The following is a 17,811-nucleotide window of genomic DNA, read 5'->3' as shown; positions in this document are numbered from 1 at the left end:
GCTAGATGTCAGTCGTACTTAAGCTGTTAATTCCTCAATCGTAAAGAACAGTTGAGACAAAAAACAAATTTCACTAAAATTGATATTCTTCTTAATGTAGATCTTCTGTTGATGTTGTATCTACTTTATCTATAGTGATATCTATTGCATCCACTTCTTCTTTTGTCATTGGTTCAGCAGCCTCAGTTTTAGTTTTCACTTTTTCAACCTCTTTGCCGTGTTTCTCCACTTCTTTATTAGCCTTTTGAATTTCCTTTTCAAGTTCAGTGACTAATTTATCAGCTTTTCCAGCCTTTTCTTCCCCATATTTAAGCGTAGCATTCAAGTTTATAATTGTATTTTGTTAGCTGCAGCAAGCTCTTTAACCTATTCGTAATTTTCAGCTGTTTTGATGGCCAACTGATCCTTAGTGGCCTGATGATTATGTTTCAGTATTCAATTTTGTTACTAAATCTGCCAAAGCTTTGGGTGCAAATATGAGATGTTTAAAAATAAGCTATGTTACTCGTTAATGCTGATATCTCGATAATAAAAAAGAATGCCTATATATAGGCATTCTTCATCGTTTTTTATAACCATTTTTCTTCATCATCAATCCATAGATTATTTTTCAACTCATATGATTTAGTATCATCGTGGAAAACAAAGAATGATGGTAATTTCAATATATCTCCACCTGATTTTTTCCAACATTGACTAAACCAACCTGTAAACGCTTTTTGTTCTAACTCGTATATTGCTGGATAGTTTTCTTCGTAAAAATTATCAATAAAATCATCCAATGAATTTTCGATTAACTGATAGTATGTAACATCAGAAACTATATCAACACTACCTGCGAAAACTGTTGAGTCATTACCTTCATAAAAAACTTCATTGGCTTCTCTATCCATAGAGAACATCCTTATTGAAATTCCAAAATTTGCAGGCTCAATAAATGCGGTAAAATCCAACAAATCTATTTCAGAAAAAAAGTTGTATGTAATGATATTTTTAAGCTTACCTACTATAAGATCTGAATGTTTCTCAAGGTTATCTTTAATAGACTCAATATAATTATCGACTGTTAACATATGTTGTAATCTCCTTTTTTAATGCCTTATTCAAACAAATGCACCTGCTATTATGAAGACACTAAGCTAAATTTTGCTTACGGAATCCATATCTATATAAACCTAAAAAGAAAGGAAACATTATGATAAGCGTGAAAGCTGTAACGAAAATCATTCCCCCTACTCCAAGTTCTGGATCATTAAGCACATCCAACATTGTGTATGCAAGCACTTCAATTACAGTTATTATAAATACGAATTTCCAGAATGACTTTGATAACAATTGTTTGTTATATACATAACCAAATAATCCAATTGTGGAAATAATGCTGATAACAGTATCCGTAGTTTCTATCACCGGACCATGAACCGCTTCTACAAACATTGAAGCTATCGATATAGCTATAATTAGCCAAAAGTAAATTTTCCAGAGCATTTTTACACTTCCCTACTCATTAAATGACCCTCTCAATTTTGCTTTTCAAGTATATCTAACCAATCTAGTAAAATGGGCTTATTTTCAAAATAATCCTTTTGAATTTCATCCGATACAATATACACGGGTGTTTACATTTTCAACAAAAAAAGCCCTCACAATGAGGACCTGAAAAAAAACTACTCTAAATTTAATCAACCACGGAAGAAATTGCAGCACTAGCTGCCGTAATGTTCCATACATTTTATTATTACCATGCTTAAAAGGGGCGGTTGTTCAACTAACCTCCCTCTATGAACATTGATGTATCAACGGTTTGCACCACTCAGTGTATTAGGGGAATTATTTTTTTATCCTACTTTTAAACAGAGTATTGAAATTCTGGTTTTTATTACTAAATTGAGGGTACACTTCGCTAAAACTAATGGAAATCATTAGCTATTTTCTCCACTATGTGATGCACAATAGATCTCTGCGAAACTTATGATGACGTACCCTCCCATGTCTCTTAGCGTCATTTGCGCTTACATTCCTTCGTTCGGTCTATTCATAAGGCAGAGGCCTGCTAAGCTGCCCCGGGGACTCTTGGTCTTAGTTTAGTAATGTTGCTGGCTTCTCCATGTCATCCTTCTTGTTTTAAATCGACCCCTTCATATCAGAATATTTATTGACATCCATTAATAAAGAACGTATAGTTTCTATGAATATAATTGATAGTGATTTTCATTACTGATTACAAATTTTTTTTTACATAACAAGATACTTTTCAATCCATAGGGGGCCTTTATGAAAATCAAGTTAGTTACGACTTTTTTAATTTTACTCACAGCTTTTGTCATTTTACCAATAAATAGTTTTGCAGCTAATGCATCCGATGATATGAAAAAGGCAAATGAGATAATTGTAGAATCTATCCAATCTGTGGATAAGGGGGACACAAAGGAAGCTTTTAAGCAATACAAAACCTTTACATCTACTTGGATTTCTATTGAAGATGGAGTGAAAAACCATTCTCAGCCAGCCTATCATGATATTGAAGATAACATGGGTCAAGCTCAGTTCGCTTTTGCTCAGCAGCCTGTGGATAATGAGAAATTAAAAAATGCACTAATTAGATTAAAAGAGACCAATCAAAAGTTTATAGAGGGTAAGTATTCTTCTTCATCTAAAAGTGGTAAAAATTCAGGTACCACTGGAAATGTAGCAGAACTTGTGACACTGCTAAATCAGTCTCTTTCGAAGATTAATGATAATGATATCGAAGGCGCAAGAGGGGACATAGAGAAGTTCCGAAAATCATGGTTGAATGTCGAGGGAATTGTCCTTACTCAATCCTCAAAGATATATGGTAATGCAGAAAGGGATATGGTTGCTAGCTACGCCATGCTATCCTCCAATCACCCAGATGTACCAGGTGCAAAAAAAACGATTGAAGGTATGCGTGATTACCTCTCTCCACTGGTAGCAAAGACAAGTTATACGATGCTTGATGCAACGACCATTCTTCTTCGCGAAGGATTGGAAGGATTGCTTGTAGTGGTGGCTTTGCTTGGATTTTTGAGAAAAGCTGGCCATGAAGCGAAAAGTAAATGGATCTGGTACGGAGTAGGAGCCGGACTTGGAGTAAGCCTTGTACTTGCCGTAATTGTAAACCTATTATTTTCTGCTGGTGCATTTGGCAGTAACAATTTTTTGATATCCGGCTGGACAGGGATATTTGCAGCAGTGATGCTTCTATATATGAGTTATTGGCTTCACAGTAAATCAAGTCTTGCTGAATGGCAACGATATATTCGCACACAAAGTACAAAAGCACTTGATACCGGTAGCTTGTTCTCCCTAGCCATTCTTTCGTTCCTGGCTGTTTTCCGTGAAGGAACAGAGACTGTCCTATTCTTTATCGGGATGGCTGCTTCCATTAAGTTAGCAACGCTTTTACTTGGGATTGCCATTGGGCTGATCATCCTTGTAATTGTTTCATACCTCATACTCAAGGTAGGTTTGAAAATTCCAATGCGTCCATTCTTCCTCGTATCAAGCATTTTGATGTTCTACCTATGTATTAAATTTGCAGGCATGGGGATTCATGGGTTGCAGCTTGCCGGGTTATTACCGGCAACTCAAGCACCCATCCCTAACATTGACTTTTTCGGTGTATATTCAACCTGGGAAAGTATTATCCCTCAGGTGATCTTACTTATAATTGCTGTTATTGCAGCACTTTTAAATAAAAGAAAAGATAGTAAAATAAAAGTACATACTGGAGGTAACAAAATTGAAATCTCGTAAATTACTAGTTCCTATCATCGTAGTAGCTGCATTAAGCTTAACTGCTTGCGGTACCAATAACGAAAAGAAAGCTGATGAAACCAAGAAAACCGAACAGTCCTCTCCAAAATCTGTTTCCATTAGTGATGGCGTGAAGGATATGAAACAAACGATTGCTGACCTAAATGCACAGCTAAAAGCCAAGGATGCTACAAAAGTAAAAGAAAGTGGAGCGAAGCTTGAGGAATATTGGCAAACATTTGAAGACGACGTGAAAGCTAAAAGCCCGGATCTATATGGTAAGGTCGAAACTCCCCTTCACACAATAGAAGCTGGTGCAACGTCTTCCCCTCTTGATGCGCCAACACTTACAAAAGCGGCAAAAGAGTTAGATGGTATTTTATCTGAAGTTCAAAATTTAAAATAACAGGTAATCATTTTATTTTAGTTAAACCATAGAACAAAAAAGGATAGAGCCTATAGGCTCTATCCTTTTTTTTAGGTGGGAATCATAGTTATTGACTGTAAATAATCAGTATTATGTTAATTAATTTTTATATTGGTGTACTTAGTTGTAGTTTTAAAATAAAATTCGTTACGTTTTCTAGTTGTAAACCAACTCCCACTTCCTCGCCAAATAACTTAACTGGCATGTTTTGAATTACTGCCATTTTTTAGAGTGTTTAACTATCATTCTCAAGCATATGCTTATATTTACATGCATGATGTCCTTTTTGTTCGTATAATAAAACAAAAGGGAATTAAGATGAGTCTAATTTACAAGAAGAGGAGCAATTTGTTCAGTGGAACCAAAAGGCGAAGAAATAAACTGCTTAGCATTAAAAGTCAAAGAGATTATTCAATCTTCTGAATGTCAAAATGAAGATGTAATCTTTCTGTGCATTGGTTCGGACCGATCAGTTGGGGATTCATTAGGCCCTTTAGTCGGGACAATGCTTAAAGAACATACGGTGCCTTATCGTGTTTACGGTACTTTAGAAAATCCCGTTCATGCATTTAATTTAGAAGACACGTTGAAACAAATTAAAAAACAATTCAAAAAGCCTCTTATTTTTAGTGTGGATGCTTGTTTAGGGAATCAAAACCAGGTCGGCTATGTTTATTTGAAGGATGGACCTCTTGTCCCTGGGAAAGCTTTAAAAAAAGTATTGCCGGAAGTGGGAGATTATCATATTACAGGAATGGTCAATTATATAGATCCGCTGCCAACCATGCAATTTTTAAATGATACTCGTCTATACACGGTTATGAACCTTGCGAAAACAATCGTAAAAATAATTACTCAAGCTACCGGCGAGGATCCTGGTACTTAATAAAAAAATGGGCAGTGGCAAAACCACTATTAATAATTGGTTTTGCCACTGCCCTTTTTCGTTTAAGTCCGAAGAATTTGGTTAGATAACATTTTAAACAATAGCCCCTGTCAAGAAAGCAACAATGATAAGGACTAATGAACAAATCAGAGCCCATTTAAATGCATACCGCTGTAGTTCCCCGATATCTGTTTTTACCATCCCTACTAGTAAAAGAGTCGATGCCACGAGTGGACTTAAGAAATGTACAGGCTGGCCCAGTACGGAAGCTCTGGCAATTTCTAAAGGACTCACTCCATAAGCTTCCCCTGCTTCGGCAAGAATTGGCAAAACACCAAAGTAGTAAGCATCATTGGATAAAACGAACGTAAATGGCATGCTGGTGAACGCAACGACCATCGGTAAAAAAGAGCCTAAAGAATCCGGAATGATGGCCACTAATGAATTGGCAATGGCGTCTACCATTTTCGTTCCAGAAAAGATCCCTGTGAAAATACCAGCCGCAAATACTAATGTGACGACGGTTATAGCGTTTCCTGCATGTGACACGATTCGCTCTTTTTGCTGTTCTAGATTAGGGTAATTAATGATTGAAGCAAGCACAAACCCGATTAGAAACAACACAGGTACTGGTACGAAGCCCATTACAAGTATGACCATAACCGTGAGCGTCAACAAAAGATTGACCCATATTAATTTAGGGCGCTTTAAATCGTCTTGTATGGCGGAAGCTACCGCTGCTTCAGCAAGAGCCCCTTTCATTTCTGGTGCAGCTTTGATATGAACAACACCAAGCCTTTTGCGCTCTTTTTTCCCAAGTACATAAGCGGTAAAAAGAATAGCTGCAATACCTGCGAATAGTGTTGGGATAATCGGGACAAAGAATTCATTTGCATCGAGACCTAAAGATGCTATTGCTCTTGTTGCAGGTCCTCCCCAAGAAGTCATACCACTCATAATACTGACAGCCAGCATAGAAATAGTGGCAAGAATAAGTGGATTCATACCAAGTCGTAAGTAAAGAGGCAGCATAGCGGAAATCGTAATCATGTGAGTCGTGGTACCATCACCATCTAAGGCAACGGTCATTGCGATTACTGCTGTTCCTATCGCTATTTTAACCGGATCCCCTTTTACGATTTTTAACATAGTTTTAATAAGTGGATCAAATAATCCCGCGTCAATCAGAACTCCGAAAAACAAAATAGCGAACAATAGCAAAGCGGCTGAAGGTGCGACAACCTTTATTCCATCGAGCATCATATCTCCGAGCCCTGGACCAAATCCGCCAATTAATGCAAAGATAATTGGAACGACCACAAGAGAATTAACAGGTGATAACTTTTTAGACATGATTAAATAAGTAAAGACAACGACCATTGAAATCCCAAGTAACGTAAGAATATGAATCCCCTCCTATTAAAGAAACCGCTTACAATCAGATGAAAAGTTTGAATAGTTAAAAAACATTATATAATATTTTCTGTTCCCTGTTGATTTGGTTTCTATTTTTAGAATAGTTCATTTCCTAAAATAAGTGAAATACATATTTTTTTTACTTTTTCGAAAAAAAAACTTATAATCCATTTTATATTAAATTAAGAAATCGAAAAAGCACAATGAAATTATCAATAAATTTCATTGTGCTTTTTTGTTAAAGATTGGAATTTTTATTCAAGAAATCAATAAAGTTTTTCACAGTAGATAGTTTTAAAGAATCCTGGTTATACATTAACCATGTATTTCTTAAGACTGGCTTCCCATTTTTGTAAGATAACCCGTATGTATGCAAGTTATCTGAAGGCTGCAGGCATATTTCCGGCAAAATAGAAACACCAAGATCATTTTTGACCATTTCTTTGCACGTCTCCTGCCGATCTGTTTCCATAGTTACAAATGGTGGCTCCGGGAATCTATCATGCCACCAGCCATTTATTAAGTTTTTTAAAGAACTGTCTGTTTTATAATTTATAAATGGAAGTTGTGGCAAATCATCTAAGTCTACCTCTTTTTTAGAGATTAAACAAAGTCTTTCTTTATGCAGTAACGATTTGATTCCATACCATTCATAGTTTCCACGCAGAATGCCTAATTGAACACTAGAGGAATCCAGAAGATGCATGATTTCTGTACTCCAGCCTGTATTCACATTAAATTGTACATGAGGATATTGTGTTGAAAACTTTTTCAATATTTCTGGTAGTTTATATTGGGCAAAGTTGCTGGAAACGCCAAGCCTTAAAGTTCCTCTAACCTCATTTTTCATATTCAGCATATAATCTTTCGTTTTTTGCAACTTTTTCACCATTTCTTCCGCATAGCCCGCTAAATGTATCCCTTCGGAAGTAAACTCAATGCCCCCTTTTATTTTGAAAAATAAGTTCGTGCTAAATTCTTTTTCTAAATTTTTAAGCCGGTACGTTAACGCCGGCTGCGATATATATAAACGTTCTGCGGCACGGCTAATGTTTTTTTCTTCATATAGTATCCTTATCGCAATCCAATCTTTTTCGTCCACTTAACCATCCCCCACATTTAGATTATAAGTTTTTTTATCATTTTTATTAAAAAAATATGTATTTTACTTATTACATAACTCATCATACTATATTCTCAATGGAACCGGTAGTGCTATAAATATTGTATTGAGAAAAGGTGGTTATACAATGAAAGTACCAGTAGTTGTAATGCGCGGCGGGACAAGTAAAGGTGTGTTCCTTAACTTTGAACATATGCCTTCGAATCGCTCACACTGGGAAGGTTTCTTACTTGACGTGATGGGCAGTCCGGATCGGAGACAGATTGATGGTCTTGGAGGAGCCAATTCATTGACAAGTAAAGCTGCGATTATCAAAAAATCGGATTCACCAGAATTCGATGTGGAATATACATTTGCGCAGATCAGCATCGATAATCAAATGGTTGATTTTAAAGGGAATTGTGGTAATATTTCATCTGCTGTAGGACCTTACGCAATTGAGCACGGATTAGTTCCGGCAAAAGAACCTGTTACAACGGTGAAAATCTTTAACACGAATACACAGAAATTGATTATTGCAGAAGTAGAGGTTGAAAATGGACAAGTGAAAACAGAAGGCAGCTGCTCAATTCCAGGCGTGCCTGGTAAAGGATCACCTATCTATCTTTCTTTTACTCGTGCTGAAGGAGCAGTTACAGGAAAACTATTCCCTACAGGAAATCCAATTGACATGATTAAAACGAAGGATCGACTGATTCAAGTTTCAATCATTGATGTTGCTAATCCACTTGTTTTTGTAAGGGCACAGGATATTGGTCTAAACGGAAGCGAATTGCCCACTGAATATTCACCGGAAAAATTAAATGAACTAGAAGAAATCCGGTCAATTGCAGCTGAAATGTGTCAATTTTCCGATAAGAAATCAGCAACTGTCCAATCTCCTGCTGTGCCTAAAATGACTCTAATTGCTCCTCCTATGGATTACGTCGATTTAAACGGATTGGAAAGAAAAGCGTCAGAGATGGATTTGATGATCAGAATGATGTCGATGCAAAAGCCCCATCAAGCGCTTGCTATTACAGGGGCAATCTGTGCAACTGCAGGAGCTTACTTACAAGAAACGATTTTATCGGATATGGTGGACATCAAACAGGAAATTTTTCGATTAGCCCACCCGGCGGGGATAATGGAAACAAAAGTTGATTTTTTGGCAGGACACATTCGTGCTATTAAAGTGGTACGAACAGCAAGAATCATTTTAGAGGGATACGTGTACACGAAAAATAATTACGAACTTACCTATCAATTAGCTTGATTTGAATTGATTTGCAAATTACGCAATATCTCTTGGAAGCTTTGCAATGTGGGTCATCACTGTCTTTTTAAAAGGAAATATTAAAATTTTTGAATTTGACACAGAAAAAGAAGTGAAAGAACTATTCAAAAATATGAAAGGCACTAAAATTCTTTCCGAAATAGTTTACTTCAATGATCCTTGTTTTGTATAAGTGAGTTTTCAAGAGAGCCCAGACTCTAATGTATCTCCAACTATCCGATGCCTATAAAATTCAATTATAAAATAGGATTGGGAATAGACAGCGCTCACACTTATACAAGTTAGGATATGGATACTGAATCCAGATTTTCATGGTTACTAGAGTATTTAAGCAAAAAGAAAACTAATTGTTATCTATCATCCTTGTTATATATCCACAAACCAACCCATTATTTATTGACTGGTACCCTTTTTCACAGGCTCAATTTTAGCATCATCAATCGGAGCATAGGAAGAACAGCTATATAAATATTATCATACAAAATAGTTGATATCTGGTAACTGTTGATAAGTCAGCACTGACTTCATGCGCATTAGTGCCCAGCTGATCCATTCAGCTAGTGCTAAAGTTGAATAGCTATAATAGAGGAAAAAATCATAATGACTGGCCACCAGGACGCTTAAAGCCATACTCTAAAACTCATATCCCTATATGATATGAGTTTTAGTCAATGCATAAAGACTTTTAATATTTGAAGTACCAAACAGCCAAGAGCTATTTTAAGCCTTGGCTGTTTTTCATTCTTCTATTTAATGTATCCCTAGACTTTTTGGACACATTCTTATCTAATTAACTATGCACGGAAAAGACTCAATGATTATTGACCGCTTCAACCACTTCTTGAATATAGTGGGCTGCGGATGAACCAGCTAATTTTCCAAAGACTGCGCCAGACATTATCCCGGATCCACCAGGATAGTTTTCATAAAATATCCCCCCAATCATTTCACCAGCCGCGAAGAGACCTTTTATCGGTTGTTCTTCTTTGTTTAACACATGACCCGTAGCATCTACATGCAAACCACCGAACGAAAAGGTGATTCCGCACGTTACAGGGAAAGCATAGAATGGCCCTTGCTCAATTCGAAGTGCCCAGTTGGATTTAGGAGGAGTAATTCCTTTCGTTCCTTTGCCATCTTTCTCTGCGGGTCTATACTCGCCATCTTGTACGGCACTGTTATATTCTTCGATCGTTTTAAGGAATTGTGTTTGATTGACCGGCAGTAAACTAGCCAACTCTCCAAGTGTATCTGCTTTATAAATAGTCGCTTCTTCAAGGTCATATTCTTTACGCAGCATCGGGCGTACCTGTGCATCATAAATTTGATATGCCACATGTCCAGGCTGTTTTAATACCTCACGGCCGTATTTGGCATAGGTGTAATTTCGCAAATCTGCTCCTTCATCAACAAAACGTTTCCCTTCATTATTAAGCATGACACTGTACGGATAAGAATGCTTTTTAAAAATATCTCCCGGTTTCGTGAAGTCTCCTACTTTTGGCGCGTTATAATCTGTCCCTATCGAATGACATCCAGACCACTGCCCAAATTTTTGAGCCCCGACTGCCATAGCCATGGAAATGCCGTCTCCTGTGTTGAATTCGGTTCCACGAACAATTGCCGCTTCCCATTCTTCACCAATATTTTCACTTCTCATTTGCTTATTGGCTTCAAAGCCGCCACAAGCCAAAATCACACTGGACGTCCGAACTGTTACCATTGTATGATCCTTCTCAACAACGACACCGGATATAGTGTTATTCTCTGATACAAGCTCCACAGCACGTGAATCGTACCAAACGTCGATGCCAATTTCTTCTGTCCGCGCAAAGAGCTGTCTCATTAAGCCAACGCCTTTATCTTCCGTTTTGATAGGCAGTCCTCCCCAGAAATTGCGCTTGCCATCTTGTACGAAAGATTGATTTTCAAAATTCAATTCAAATTTTATTCCCTGATCACGCATCCACGCAATTGTTTCATACGATTTAGTAACCAGCTGTTTTGCTAATTCAGGATTACTCTGTCCACCTGTTACTCGCATTAAATCATCTAAATAATCAGATTCAGTGTATTCAGGCATAACAATTAACTCGGCTTCTGCGTCTGTTAATTCTGGTATTACTTTTCTGATTGCGTCTAAATTATTGTAGGCAACACGTATGGCTCCATCTGTGAAGAAAGAGTTTCCTCCACGCTTTTCCAATGGTCCTCGTTCTAATACAAGAACTCTAGCACCGCCTTCTTTTGCTGAGATTGCGGCACATAAAGCTGCGTTTCCTGCCCCTACTACAACTACATCATAATTTTGTGCATTTGACATTTTTACCCCTCCTGTTAAGTAGTGATAACTCTTCATGTAAATAATAAGTTAAAATAATGAATAAAAATAATATTGTTTTTTTATTCATTGCCATAAAAAAATTTTATGAAAAAATGCAGTAAACGCGAACTATAGTGAGTCTATTGCTTTACATAAAAAGATAGATTTCTTTTATTAATTAGTTGTATTATACTTTTAGAAATCAAAGAAATTATTATTATTTATAATTACCCATAAATATTTTTTATGGTTAAAGGAGAAAAATTTTATGGATGAAAAAGACTGGCTTATTTTAATTACTCTCTACGAAGAAAGAAATATAACTAAGGCGGCACAACGACTATTTATTTCTCAGCCAGCTTTATCCTATCGTATAAAACAGCTGGAAAAAGAGTTCAAAACAAATTTAATCTCTAGAGGCAAAAGAGGTGTCGAGTTTACAGTCGAAGGGGAATACCTCGTTCAATATTCGAAAAATATGCGTAAGCAATTAGGAGCTGCAAAAGAACATATTTCAAATTTGGATAAAAAAGTAAAAGGAACTTTGCGATTGGGTGTATCTGGCTTGTTTGCCCGTTATAAACTACCAGTATTATTAAAAGAATTTCTAACCCTATATCCAGATGTTGAAATTAGTTTGAAAACTGGATGGAGTTCTCAAATTCATCAAATGCTTCAAAAAGAAGAAGCACACCTCGGGATAGTTAGAGGTCCTTACAAATGGCAGGAAAATAAAGTGTTATTTCAAGAAGAAAAGATTTGTATTGCCTCCAGTAAAAAAATTGAATTAAAAGAACTTCCTTTTCTTCCTAGAGTTAATTATCAGACAGACCAATCGTTAAGGAATACTATTGAGAACTGGTGGCAGGAAACATTTGCGGTACCACCTAAGATTTCAATGGAAGTAGATCGGATTGAAACATGTAAAGAACTGGTTCTTAATGGTTTAGGATATGCCATTTTACCAGAAATCTGTATTAAAAATGATGAACCACTGTATACTTTCCCCATTGTATTAAGCGATAATAGCTATTTGCATAGAGAGACTTGGGTTTTTTATCGGGATGTGACTACGGATTTAGCACAAGTAAAAGCATTTATTGATTTTCTTAATGATTCTAAACAAAAGAAATAAGACGAATCGAAATAAAACTAGTACAAAGGAAGAGAATTAATATGAAAAAGTGGGATTTAAATAATGCTAGCAAGACAATCCAATTTTCAGCTGCACTTCTAACTGCTATTATTGGAGGCAGCCTTTTCTCTCTTGTCGGGTTGCCAATCCCCTGGCTTCTAGGTCCAATGGCAGCCCTATTAATTGCATCACGTTTCAAAAACGTTAAATTAATTTGGCCCGTTTCGATGAGAAATACTGGATTGATTATTGTAGGTTATTCAATTGGCATCTCTTTTACCAAGAGCTCACTGTCTGACATGATTAGTCACCTTCCCTCAATGTTGATCCTTACAACCTTAATTGTCCTTGTGTGTGTATGTTCAGCTTTTGTTATGTCAAAATATTCCGGCGTTGACTATCCTACCTCCTTAACGAGTAGTATTCCTGGAGGTTTGTCACAAATTGTTGTGTTTGCAGAAGAAATGAAAGGTATTGATATTACGACAGTAACCTTTTTCCATGTTACAAGGGTGATAATGGTTGTTTTCTTAGTTCCCCTTTTAATTTTCAGTCCTATTTTTGCAGCGAAAAGTACCAATGACTCATCTAAAATAATGGATAACGTTATTCCAGAGTGGAGTGATTTATTTCCTCTTATCTTTCTGTTCGCACTTATTTGTTTCCTCGCAGCAAGAATAGGTAAAATATTTAAATTACCAGCTCCTTACTTTTTAGGACCAGTAATCGCTGTTGCTGCAGTAGGCCTTTTTGGTTTGCAGGGACCACCACTTCCTCCTTCACTTCTTGATATATCTCAATTTATGGTTGGCGGTTATATCGGTTTACTATTAAAACCGGAACAACTTGACAACAAAAGAAAAACACTATTATTGGCTTTGATGAACGGACTGATTTTGATCTGCACAACAATGTTTTTTAGTTTTCTACTGACCCAGTATTATGATTTATCGACTATTACGGGTTTTTTAAGTTTAGCTCCTGGTGGAATGGATCAAATGGGAATCATTGCACAAGAAGTAAATGCTGATGTATCTACTGTTACCAGCTATCAACTATTTCGGATGGCTTTTATTTATGCCGCAGTGCCTCCATTACTAAGATTGGTATTAAAATTAAGTTTAAGAAAAAAAGACAAGAACAGTAACGTTAAAACTAAATGTTAATAAAAAAGGAGAGAGCTTTGCTCAAGAACACTGAAAAAGTCTGATTTATAAAGAAAAGAAGGTTATCATCCACAATATTTAGATGATGACCTTCTTTTTAAATACTAAAAATAGCATTAAATTTTAAAAAAGTTCTTAATTGTATCACTTATCCCTTGGCTTTCTTTGCTCTCCTCCCTCCAAACTTTTTTTAAGAATAAATTATTTTGATACCAATACAAAAAAAATATGTATTTAACTTATTGTTCTCCCTGTATTACCTTTAATAAAGAAAAGCGCACAAGCATAGTGTAAAACTTATTAATCTACCAGTTATTTTTTCTGAAGAGTCACAAAATTAATTCTTAGTCATCCAGAGATCAATTTGAAAGCGCATTCAAAATTTGGGAGGGGATTTAATAATGTTTCTAACAATTTTAGGCATCTCCATGGTTACCGTTTTTACCTATTTAATTATGTCCAAACGTTTATCACCCATTGTTGCTTTAACTTTAGTTCCGATCGTTTTTGCAGGAGTTGGTGGTTTTGGAAGTAAAATTGGCACTATGATGATGGAAGGCATTAAGCTAGTCGCTCCTTCTGCAGCTCTATTATTATTCGCCATATTGTTTTTTGGCATTATGATAGACACGGGCTTATTTGACCCACTTATCAAAAAGTTATTAGAAGTTGTCAAGGGAGATCCTGTCAAAATTTCGATGGGTACCACAATTCTTGCATTACTCGTGGCCCTAGATGGAGACGGTACAACAACGTATATCATTACTGTTTCAGCTATGTATCCACTTTATAAACGAATCGGTATGAATCCATTGGTTTTAGCCACAGTAGCCATGCTAGCTTTAAGTGTTATGAGTGGCATGACTCCATGGGGTGGACCTGCTACCCGAGCAATAGCAGTATTGGGACTTGATGCATCCGAATTTTTTGTTCCACTAATTCCTACCATGATCGGTGGTGCTCTTTGGGTTATTTTCGTCGCATTTATTTTAGGGAAAAAAGAACGTAAACGACTTGGTGTAATACACATAGAAGAGTTCAAAAATGAAATAGCTGCTACTGTTGAAAATGAAGCCACTGAAACATTTCCTCATATTGACATTAAACGTCCTCGTTTTTTGTGGGTTAACTTATTAATTGTGGTAGGCATTATGGTCATGCTTATTATGGGATTGGTACCTTCCCCCATTTTATTTTTGGTCGGTTTCGCCATTGCTTTAATGGTTAACTACCCCAATCTGGAAATGCAAAAAAGACGTATCCTAGCACATTCTGGAAACGCTTTAATTGTTGTTCTTTTAGTTTTTGCCGCAGGAGTATTTGCAGGAATCTTTTCCGGTACAAAAATGGTTGATGCTATTGCTAATGGACTGGTTGCGATAATACCTGCTTCATTAGGACAGTTTTTTCCTGTCATTGTTGGCATTACAAGTATGCCATTCACTTTTGTTTTATCGAATGATGCCTATTATTTTGGAGTCCTCCCTATCCTTGCAGAAGCAGCATCAGCCTATGGTATTAGCCCATTGGAAATTGCTCGGGCTTCTATATTGGGACAACCCGCTCATTTAATGAGTCCACTTGTTGCATCAACCATTCTATTAGTTGGTATGGTTGATAAAGACCTTGGAGAATATCAGAAATTCGCATACAAATGGGCCATCTTGACATCGTTGATCTTAACAGTATTAGCTATAATTAGTGGTGCTATTTCTTTTAGGTAAATTATAAAAGTCCTTGTATACTTGTTTGCAAGGACTTTTGTGGCGTTTTTCAGCTAGATAGTCTTTTGATGAAACTGAGCTCTACCTTCAAAAAATAAAATTTATGCATATATCAAATTTAGGTTTTATTAACAATCGCCTTCACATCCAAACTAAATGGACAGGGGATGATATAGATAGTCATGGAGATTTTTATTTAATTGATACTTCAGGAAATAAAATACACGCTTCCAACATTTATTTCGGAGTAGTTAAATTAGGTAATACAAATTACGGAAACGAATATATAGAATACATCTTTGACATTGATAATTTAGAAATAAATAGGCTAAATTTAATGGGGGACTTTGTATCCAATGGCAATCATACAAAAGGTAATTGGAATACTACCTTTAAAATACGGTCTGTAGGTAAAGAAAAAAATATGGACTTTAGTAAGAACTTTGGGACGTGGAGGGCGAATAGAATTACAGTTTCACCATTAGGAATAACTTTGTATGGAAACGGAGATTTTAATAATTCAAGTAAAATCGTAGTAAGTGCTAAAATGAATGATGGTAGTGTTCAAACATTGGATTCTATGACCAGTTTTAGTGAGAACAAAAAGGTTAAAGCAAAATTCTTATCTTCTTTGCCTTTAGATATTTCAAAAATTGAATCAATCAATATTGATGGTACAGAAATAGATTTTTAATGATTAATGGAAAGTAAGAAAAGGTATATGTATAGTAACTTGGTCCTTAATGAATGCATTTAGTAGAGTGAGACAAAATAAAAAGTCGATTCTTCAATTATTGGAAATCGGCTTTTTTAAGTGAAATATTTGCTTATCGTACAAAATTTCCGAAATGTTGGCTGTACCCCTCTTAGGATAAAAAACTAACAACTTGAATTTTATGGTGTAATGTTGGTAGCTGTTTCAAATGTATAGACTACATCGTCGGCGGTTAATGGTTCACCGTCTAAAAATTTCACACCCTTACGTAAGTTCACTGTCCAAACCTTTCCATCTTCATTGACTTTATAACTTGTTGCAAGATCATTTACAATGTTAAGCTTGTTATCTCTTTTTAGAAGAGTACTTTGGAATAGCGGCGAGTCATAACGTCACCATTTGAATCATTAGATTAATCGGATTTCAATTGATTACAACCCATTAACATAAAAGAAGAAAATAAAGTAATTAATAATATAATTCCAAACATTTTTTTCTCATTTGTTCCCACCTAATAATTTAAAATCTTTCTTAAAGAAATTCACTACTTACCATATATAAAGTTAAGAGGAATTTCACAGTTGTATTAATGACAGGTATTGTTACAGGAGGTTTTACAAATCATGTCTACGAGGAAGAAGAACGGTTTCTCGGAATGGAAATTGCGGGTTGAACAGCACCTAAACTACATAAAATAGTATAAGACGAGAAATGAACCTTTTCTCGCCTATCCTTTATCTATTATAAGGTTTTCTACTGAGGACTAATTTTGATATTAGTAAAGAACTGTTTTCTGAGCTACAATCGTAACAGACTTTTCTGAAAAAGAAATGACTTTTTCGATTATTAAACAACGAGTATAGCCGCATCCCTATTTAATAGGGAACTATCTTCCAGACGTTTCACAGGAGCATCAAGCAGGATGGACCAACATCTCGAAAACATTATCACCATCCATTGTCAGCTGCAAATCACTGTTCATTAGTGGGTTATTTCGCTAATCATCAGCATATTCCCTTCAATCGCATCTTATAGAGATTTAACACTGAATGATTTAGGTTTTAAAGAAGACTAAAGTAAACTCTAGAATTTCAGCATTTTCACCAATGATTTTCCCGCGATGCGAATACAAGTTGGTACCTGTTAAACATGTTACAATCAATGTATGAAGAACAGTTGGAGTGACGAAAATGAGTAAACGAGAACAACAAAAACAACAACGCCGTCAAAATATTATCCAGATTGCAAAGGATTTATTTTTGGAGCAAGGCGTGCAAAATATACAAATGCAAGATGTTGCGGCTGCTGCTGGCGTTGGGATTGCGACGATATTTCGCTATTTCCCTAAAAAAGAGTATTTAGTGATTGCGGCTTCGAATGTCATTACTGATGAAATGGCCACGAATATAGGGCAGATTGTCGAGCAGACGATGCCTGCATATGAAAAAATCGAGCAAATTTTGGATTATTATATAGACGGAACGAAGGATCCACAGCTACGTTTAGCGAAGTTTTTCGAGTCCTTTGATTTATATGAAAAAATAGCTGCGGAATCGACTGAGCAATATACGGAATACTTATTTGCACGAAGCAAATTAGCCAGTATTTTATTAACATTGGCTGAGCATGGCAAGCAGGACGGCTCGTTAAGACCAGATGTTGATTTGGATGTATTTATCATGACGATGGTGCAAAATTTCAGCTTATTCACATTTAAATCAAGCCTGACAACCCATGATACCAACCTCTCCACGTTGCTTTCTGCGGACAAGCAGCTCACGATGATGAAGGATGTATTTTTATCCTATATTCATCCATAATAAATAACGGCCGTTTTGATTGA

15 protein-coding genes and 1 pseudogene are annotated in these 17,811 nt (G+C 36.1%); 9 read left to right on the top strand and 7 right to left on the bottom strand.

The genetic code is table 11. The features are described from left to right. Positions 1-91 precede the first annotated feature (91 nt). From JNUCC41_RS18760 to JNUCC41_RS18750, 3 genes are all read right to left on the bottom strand, one after another. Complete coding sequence (locus JNUCC41_RS18760) at positions 92-325, bottom strand: hypothetical protein (RefSeq protein ID WP_192204300.1); 234 nt, start codon at positions 323-325, stop codon at positions 92-94. Between the two features lie 244 nt (positions 326-569). Continuing rightward, positions 570-1,073: a hypothetical protein gene (locus JNUCC41_RS18755; protein ID WP_192204299.1), complete on the bottom strand. Its 504-nt coding sequence runs from the start codon at positions 1,071-1,073 to the stop codon at positions 570-572. A 61-nt stretch (positions 1,074-1,134) separates the two neighbouring features. After that, complete coding sequence (locus JNUCC41_RS18750) at positions 1,135-1,488, bottom strand: hypothetical protein (protein ID WP_192204298.1); 354 nt, start codon at positions 1,486-1,488, stop codon at positions 1,135-1,137. A 786-nt stretch (positions 1,489-2,274) separates the two neighbouring features. Here JNUCC41_RS18750 and JNUCC41_RS18745 point away from each other — a divergent pair. From JNUCC41_RS18745 to yyaC, 3 genes are all read left to right on the top strand, one after another. Next, positions 2,275-3,777, top strand: a complete 1,503-nt coding sequence (locus JNUCC41_RS18745) for an FTR1 family iron permease (protein ID WP_192204297.1) — start codon at positions 2,275-2,277, stop codon at positions 3,775-3,777. Beyond that, positions 3,764-4,183 carry a hypothetical protein gene (locus JNUCC41_RS18740; RefSeq protein ID WP_192204296.1) on the top strand — a complete coding sequence of 140 codons (420 nt, stop codon included), beginning with the start codon at positions 3,764-3,766 and terminating at the stop codon, positions 4,181-4,183. The genes JNUCC41_RS18745 and JNUCC41_RS18740 overlap by 14 nt, the downstream gene beginning before the upstream one ends. 376 nt (positions 4,184-4,559) lie before the next feature. Continuing rightward, entirely contained in the window at positions 4,560-5,090 is a 531-nt protein-coding gene (yyaC, locus tag JNUCC41_RS18735; RefSeq protein WP_192204295.1) for a spore protease YyaC, read from the top strand. 93 nt (positions 5,091-5,183) lie between these two features. Here yyaC and JNUCC41_RS18730 read toward each other — a convergent pair whose 3' ends face one another. Together JNUCC41_RS18730 and JNUCC41_RS18725 are read right to left on the bottom strand one after the other, a co-directional pair. Next, positions 5,184-6,494 carry a CitMHS family transporter gene (locus tag JNUCC41_RS18730; RefSeq protein WP_192208223.1) on the bottom strand — a complete coding sequence of 437 codons (1,311 nt, stop codon included), beginning with the start codon at positions 6,492-6,494 and terminating at the stop codon, positions 5,184-5,186. Positions 6,495-6,744: 250 nt separating this feature from the next. Next, positions 6,745-7,608, bottom strand: coding sequence for a LysR family transcriptional regulator (locus JNUCC41_RS18725; protein ID WP_076368767.1), 864 nt, complete (start codon positions 7,606-7,608; stop codon positions 6,745-6,747). Positions 7,609-7,756: 148 nt separating this feature from the next. Here JNUCC41_RS18725 and JNUCC41_RS18720 point away from each other — a divergent pair, with 148 nt between their 5' ends. Further along, positions 7,757-8,884: a 2-methylaconitate cis-trans isomerase PrpF family protein gene (locus tag JNUCC41_RS18720; protein WP_096340736.1), complete on the top strand. Its 1,128-nt coding sequence runs from the start codon at positions 7,757-7,759 to the stop codon at positions 8,882-8,884. An 832-nt stretch (positions 8,885-9,716) separates the two neighbouring features. Here the strand turns inward: JNUCC41_RS18720 and tcuA are convergent. Further along, positions 9,717-11,228: an FAD-dependent tricarballylate dehydrogenase TcuA gene (gene tcuA, locus JNUCC41_RS18715; RefSeq protein WP_192204294.1), complete on the bottom strand. Its 1,512-nt coding sequence runs from the start codon at positions 11,226-11,228 to the stop codon at positions 9,717-9,719. Positions 11,229-11,496: 268 nt separating this feature from the next. Here tcuA and JNUCC41_RS18710 point away from each other — a divergent pair, with 268 nt between their 5' ends. The 4 genes from JNUCC41_RS18710 to JNUCC41_RS18695 all read left to right on the top strand — a co-directional run bounded on the left by JNUCC41_RS18710 (position 11,497) and on the right by JNUCC41_RS18695 (position 15,947). Continuing rightward, positions 11,497-12,363, top strand: coding sequence for a LysR family transcriptional regulator (locus tag JNUCC41_RS18710; protein WP_192204293.1), 867 nt, complete (start codon positions 11,497-11,499; stop codon positions 12,361-12,363). A gap of 41 nt (positions 12,364-12,404) precedes the next feature. Continuing rightward, a complete protein-coding gene (locus JNUCC41_RS18705; RefSeq protein ID WP_192204292.1) occupies positions 12,405-13,529 on the top strand; it encodes an AbrB family transcriptional regulator in 1,125 nt (374 codons plus the stop codon). A gap of 401 nt (positions 13,530-13,930) precedes the next feature. Then, positions 13,931-15,253: a CitMHS family transporter gene (locus tag JNUCC41_RS18700; RefSeq protein ID WP_192204291.1), complete on the top strand. Its 1,323-nt coding sequence runs from the start codon at positions 13,931-13,933 to the stop codon at positions 15,251-15,253. A 103-nt stretch (positions 15,254-15,356) separates the two neighbouring features. Beyond that, the gene (locus JNUCC41_RS18695; protein WP_192204290.1) at positions 15,357-15,947 is read left to right on the top strand and encodes a hypothetical protein; all 591 of its coding nucleotides are present in this window, start codon (positions 15,357-15,359) and stop codon (positions 15,945-15,947) included. Between the two features lie 218 nt (positions 15,948-16,165). Here JNUCC41_RS18695 and JNUCC41_RS18690 read toward each other — a convergent pair. Next, positions 16,166-16,360: pseudogene (locus JNUCC41_RS18690) on the bottom strand (ABC transporter substrate-binding protein); the annotation flags it as partial. Positions 16,361-17,158: 798 nt separating this feature from the next. Between JNUCC41_RS18690 and JNUCC41_RS18685 the strand changes: the two are divergent. Next, the gene (locus JNUCC41_RS18685) at positions 17,159-17,788 is read left to right on the top strand and encodes a TetR/AcrR family transcriptional regulator (protein WP_192204289.1); all 630 of its coding nucleotides are present in this window, start codon (positions 17,159-17,161) and stop codon (positions 17,786-17,788) included. Positions 17,789-17,811 lie beyond the last annotated feature (23 nt).

The sequence above is a fragment of the Brevibacillus sp. JNUCC-41 genome, assembly GCF_014844095.1.
Taxonomy (GTDB): Bacteria; Bacillota; Bacilli; order Bacillales; family DSM-1321; genus Peribacillus; species Peribacillus aracenensis.
This window is presented reverse-complemented; position numbering and strand designations above follow the sequence as displayed.

Excerpts from the sequence above, each read along its gene's own strand:
- JNUCC41_RS18755 (WP_192204299.1), bottom strand. The coding sequence starts at position 1,073 with ATGTTAACAGTCGATAATTATATTGAGTCTATTAAAGATAACCTTGAG.
- JNUCC41_RS18750 (WP_192204298.1), bottom strand. The coding sequence starts at position 1,488 with ATGCTCTGGAAAATTTACTTTTGGCTAATTATAGCTATATCGATAGCT.
- JNUCC41_RS18745 (WP_192204297.1), top strand. The coding sequence starts at position 2,275 with ATGAAAATCAAGTTAGTTACGACTTTTTTAATTTTACTCACAGCTTTT.
- JNUCC41_RS18720 (WP_096340736.1), top strand. The coding sequence starts at position 7,757 with ATGAAAGTACCAGTAGTTGTAATGCGCGGCGGGACAAGTAAAGGTGTG.
- tcuA (WP_192204294.1), bottom strand. The coding sequence starts at position 11,228 with ATGTCAAATGCACAAAATTATGATGTAGTTGTAGTAGGGGCAGGAAAC.
- JNUCC41_RS18710 (WP_192204293.1), top strand. The coding sequence starts at position 11,497 with ATGGATGAAAAAGACTGGCTTATTTTAATTACTCTCTACGAAGAAAGA.
- JNUCC41_RS18705 (WP_192204292.1), top strand. The coding sequence starts at position 12,405 with ATGAAAAAGTGGGATTTAAATAATGCTAGCAAGACAATCCAATTTTCA.
- JNUCC41_RS18700 (WP_192204291.1), top strand. The coding sequence starts at position 13,931 with ATGTTTCTAACAATTTTAGGCATCTCCATGGTTACCGTTTTTACCTAT.
- JNUCC41_RS18695 (WP_192204290.1), top strand. The coding sequence starts at position 15,357 with ATGCATATATCAAATTTAGGTTTTATTAACAATCGCCTTCACATCCAA.
- JNUCC41_RS18685 (WP_192204289.1), top strand. The coding sequence starts at position 17,159 with ATGAGTAAACGAGAACAACAAAAACAACAACGCCGTCAAAATATTATC.